Annotated in this window: 5 protein-coding genes; 4 read left to right on the top strand and 1 reads right to left on the bottom strand. The window is 41.7% G+C overall.

Annotated elements, in window-relative coordinates:
* Positions 1-634 precede the first annotated feature (634 nt).
* Genes UF75_RS25000 through UF75_RS24990 form a run of 3 tightly spaced genes read left to right on the top strand, consistent with a single transcriptional unit; the run spans position 635 to position 1,715 of the window.
* Positions 635-925, top strand: a complete 291-nt coding sequence (locus tag UF75_RS25000; protein WP_045577231.1) for a type II toxin-antitoxin system Phd/YefM family antitoxin — start codon at positions 635-637, stop codon at positions 923-925.
* Entirely contained in the window at positions 903-1,220 is a 318-nt protein-coding gene (locus UF75_RS24995) for a type II toxin-antitoxin system RelE/ParE family toxin (RefSeq protein ID WP_045577230.1), read from the top strand. The genes UF75_RS25000 and UF75_RS24995 overlap by 23 nt, the downstream gene beginning before the upstream one ends.
* A 9-nt stretch (positions 1,221-1,229) precedes the next feature.
* Entirely contained in the window at positions 1,230-1,715 is a 486-nt protein-coding gene (locus UF75_RS24990) for a DUF5301 domain-containing protein (RefSeq protein ID WP_045577229.1), read from the top strand.
* Between the two features lie 223 nt (positions 1,716-1,938).
* Here UF75_RS24990 and UF75_RS24985 read toward each other — a convergent pair whose 3' ends face one another.
* Positions 1,939-3,015, bottom strand: a complete 1,077-nt coding sequence (locus UF75_RS24985) for a hypothetical protein (RefSeq protein ID WP_045577228.1) — start codon at positions 3,013-3,015, stop codon at positions 1,939-1,941.
* Positions 3,016-3,335: 320 nt separating this feature from the next.
* On the opposite strand from UF75_RS24985, the gene UF75_RS24980 reads away from it, so the two are divergent.
* Positions 3,336-3,786: TetR/AcrR family transcriptional regulator (locus UF75_RS24980; protein ID WP_045577227.1), on the top strand; the 451-nt coding region annotated here is incomplete at its 3' end.

The following is a 3,786-nucleotide window of genomic DNA, read 5'->3' as shown; positions in this document are numbered from 1 at the left end:
ATTGGTTTATGATTCATGAATAAAGAGGTTTTGTAGTTGAAATTGGCTCCATCCCCGCCGTAGGTATATGAGCCTATCTAATAGAAAAGCCGGTCGAAGTTCACCTCAACCCCGACCGGCATTCAATTTATCAAAATATTATAAATCACAAACCCTAATTCAAGAAAACAAAAAGAGCCCATGATTCGGGGCATCACTTTTACAATAGGATAAATCATAACAAAGAAAAACTCGGGTTCGACAGGAAGAAATCAAAAGAAACATTACACCAAGAGCGCGAGGTTAGAATTGTTTTACCAGAGCTTTACTTTGAAAAAATATTGCCATAATCATTCTTGCTGTCATTAATTCTGGCCGTTTTATATATGGCTCACTTTTCAGTACCAAATTTTTTGACGATATATTTGCAAAAAATCCGCGATATTCGTTCCATAACGATTGTGGGGCTGGCGGCTCAAGCCGGTTTACTCAAGGGCTATTGATACCCAAGCGCGGAAAAGACATGAACGACTAATTAAAAATATTATTGCGATTATAACGGGCACAGGAGATTTAAAGATTATAACCAACAATTGATTGCATAGTAAGAAATGGGTATAATATAAGTAGAATGTTACTATAAGGAGTTGATACCATGCAGATTAAACCGTCCGCAAGTATCAGGCAAAATTATAATGAAATTGCGGCTTTGTGCAAATCCTCCGGTGAGCCTGTGTATCTTACGAAAAATGGCGAGGGCGATCTCGTGGTCATGGATATAGAGGCGTTTACCCGCCGCGAAAAAATGCTGAAACTACGCGAAGAACTGCTGGCTGTTGAGGAAGACCGTCTGGCCGGACGTTCCGGAGTGACCCTGGATGAACTGGACAGCTATCTGGAGAGCATTATTGATGAGGTGGAACATGGAAAAGAAGCCTCAATATAAAGTGATTGTTTCCGACCGTGCCCGTCAGATGCTGGCGGGCCATGTTCGGTTTCTGGCACAAAAAAGCCCCGTTGCTGCGCGTAATTTAAAAAACGATCTTATGAACGCTATTCGTCCCCTATCCACCATGCCGGAGCGTTTTCCATTTCTTGATGCGGAATTTATCCCGCTCAATAAGTACCACAAGCTATTCGTCGAAAAGTGGTATTTAATTCTCTATCAGATAAAGGATCAGACGGTATATGTAGACTATATCGTGGATTGCAGGCAGGATTATGGGTGGCTGGTAAAATGAGCTGAAATAATGAAAAAGCCCGCAGCATGGGTACTGATCATTTCGGTATTGGCAGTCATTTTCTCGTCTGTATGCCTGTTGACGAATCCTGCGCTGAAGCTGGAGCTTACCGATGCGACCTCTGTGCTTTCCATGGAGATGGAACAGATTAACAAGGGCACGTGTGTTGGTCGTACGACGGTGACGGACAGCGAGGACATCAAAACCGTTCTGTCCGCCCTCTCCGGGGCCAGAAAAGCTCCGACGCAATCTGTAAACGATTATCCTACACAGGAGAATTACCTTGTTGTCAGGCTGGTTCTGGAAAGGGAGGAGAAGACGCTGTGTCTGTATACGCAGGGGGACGGGTACTACGTCGAGGAGCCTTATATTGGGGTATATAAATATAAGAGCGACAGGGAAACAAATGTAGCGATGCACAAAATTTATAACCACAGACTCTCAGCGGCAACTCGTTCGCTGGAGCAGTTGACGTTGGACGAGGGTCTACAGTAGAGCGAAAAAGTCATCTGGGGTGATTGCAGCAACAAGTGATTTGTTAAAATCTTTAGGATTGGGAGTATGTACGTACTTTGAATTTCTGGAGAGCATTTTTGCGAATTTCTATTGATCCAGCAGGTATTCTATAACTCATTTTACGCTCCCCACAAACTATAAATTATCTGTAGCTCATTAATCCTATTAATACGAAGCATAGCCAATTTCGGCTTGAACTTTTTTAAGATTTCGAAGAATAGGCTGCCAGGATTTGTTGGATGAGCTCCTGCCGACTTTCAGGGGCCTCGATTTTGAAGTGTTCAAGATAATCGGATACTTGCTCAGGGGAACCACTTCGGCCGACGATGGCATAAGCCAAGTAGAATAAAGAGGTCCCCCAATTGACCTTCTCGCCCTGTTTGTTTTTGAGTCCATTGCGAGGGAAATTTAAGAGATCATCTCCGATGTCTTGAACGATTTCATCGAGTTCTCCAATGGTTTTCACTCCCAGGTAACTAAAGACTGTAGTGAGATAGCCAAAAAAACGATCCTTTAATTCCAAATCAGCGTTGACGATCTGACTGATCATCTGGTCGAGTCTGCGGATAGGCTTGGATTTCAGGACATAGGATTTTAGCGATGCCTGATTGATCAGCACCATTGTGGGAGTCTTTTCGATCTGAGCTTCAACTTCGGCTTCGTAATTAGCGAGGTTGGAACGAATTTTGATGAATTCTTCATCTGCCAACTCCAGTAATCCTGCCAGTCGCGAGAAGCTTCGCCGGATTTCGCGGGGAACGGCGTGTTTATTTTTATAACCTAAGTCATGTTCAATTTCCGCCCAGGTATGCTGCAGGATAGAGCGAACTTGAATTTCCACTTTGCAATCTTTAAAGCGCTGGTACTCAATAAGCTGGAGTCTAAAGGAGGGAAGTTTGACGACATAGTGAAGGGAGAGATAGCCGAATTTCTCAGGGTCAATCAATTCACGCTTGTCCACGGAATTTGCCCGATCTACTTCAAATTCCTCTTCCACGAAACTCGCGATAAGATCCACCTGGTCAGCGAAATAAGTGATAATCCGAATCCCGGCTAAATCGGTGATGTCTTCCAGTTTGGTGTATTTATCATCTTCCCGGTTTACCTTTCTTTTTAAGCTCTCCCGGCTCTTTACCCGGGAAGTGATCGAGTGAACGTTAATACCCTTAAGCTGAAGTATTCCTTTTAACAAGTTTTCGGTGACATTTGTAAAATCGGAATAGACGGGATAAGCTTGATCAAATTTGGCAAGGATGTCGGCTGAATTTTGATTGGCCATCTTAAATTTCCCTTCGGCTTCTTTAGTTTTTTGTTGTTATTATGTTATCACATTTATTTTGCGATATAAAAGTCTATTGATTCTTGTCGCCGCTTTTGTTTATGCTGGAGATGATGAGCCAATATCAAACCTTACCCGAAATGTCCTATCTAGGCATTCTCATATGGCTTCATTATTAACGGTTTGAATGAGGAAATGGATGTATATTTTAAAATTGACTCCTTTAAGGCAATATACCACCAACATTTGAAGTTGACCGTTATTAACAATCATATTATAATTTAGGTGAACGAATGTACACTCAGGACGGGGGTATAGAGATGCCTATCCCAAAATTAAGGCAAAACAAAGAACGTCGGCAAAGACTTTTGGAATGCGCTATTGATCTATTTGTTGAAAAGGGATATTTTAATACTTCAGTCCGCGAAATAATAGTTAAATCAGGTTTTGGAACTGGTACCTTTTATAATTACTTTATTGATAAGGAGGATATTTTAAAAGCGCTTCTGGAAGAATTCGCGGATCAAATTATTTCAGGCGTTAGCACCTATTACACAACCGAAAAAGATTTGTACAAAAGATTTGTAGAAACAAAACGTGTAACCATGGAAATCTTCGCCCAGAACGAGAAACTATCAGAAATATATAGTCGAGTAGCGGGCACAAGTGAAGCAATTGACAAATGCCTGAAGCAGTTTGAGGATAAATTAATTGAGTTTTATATTAGGAATATTGAGTATGGCATTAATAAGGGTGCTTTTAATAAGGTTT

The organism is Desulfosporosinus sp. I2 (genome assembly GCF_000960765.1).
Taxonomy (GTDB): Bacteria; Bacillota; Desulfitobacteriia; order Desulfitobacteriales; family Desulfitobacteriaceae; genus Desulfosporosinus.
The sequence above is the reverse complement of the archived record's forward strand: the minus strand, read 5'-3'. Positions and strand labels throughout refer to the sequence as shown.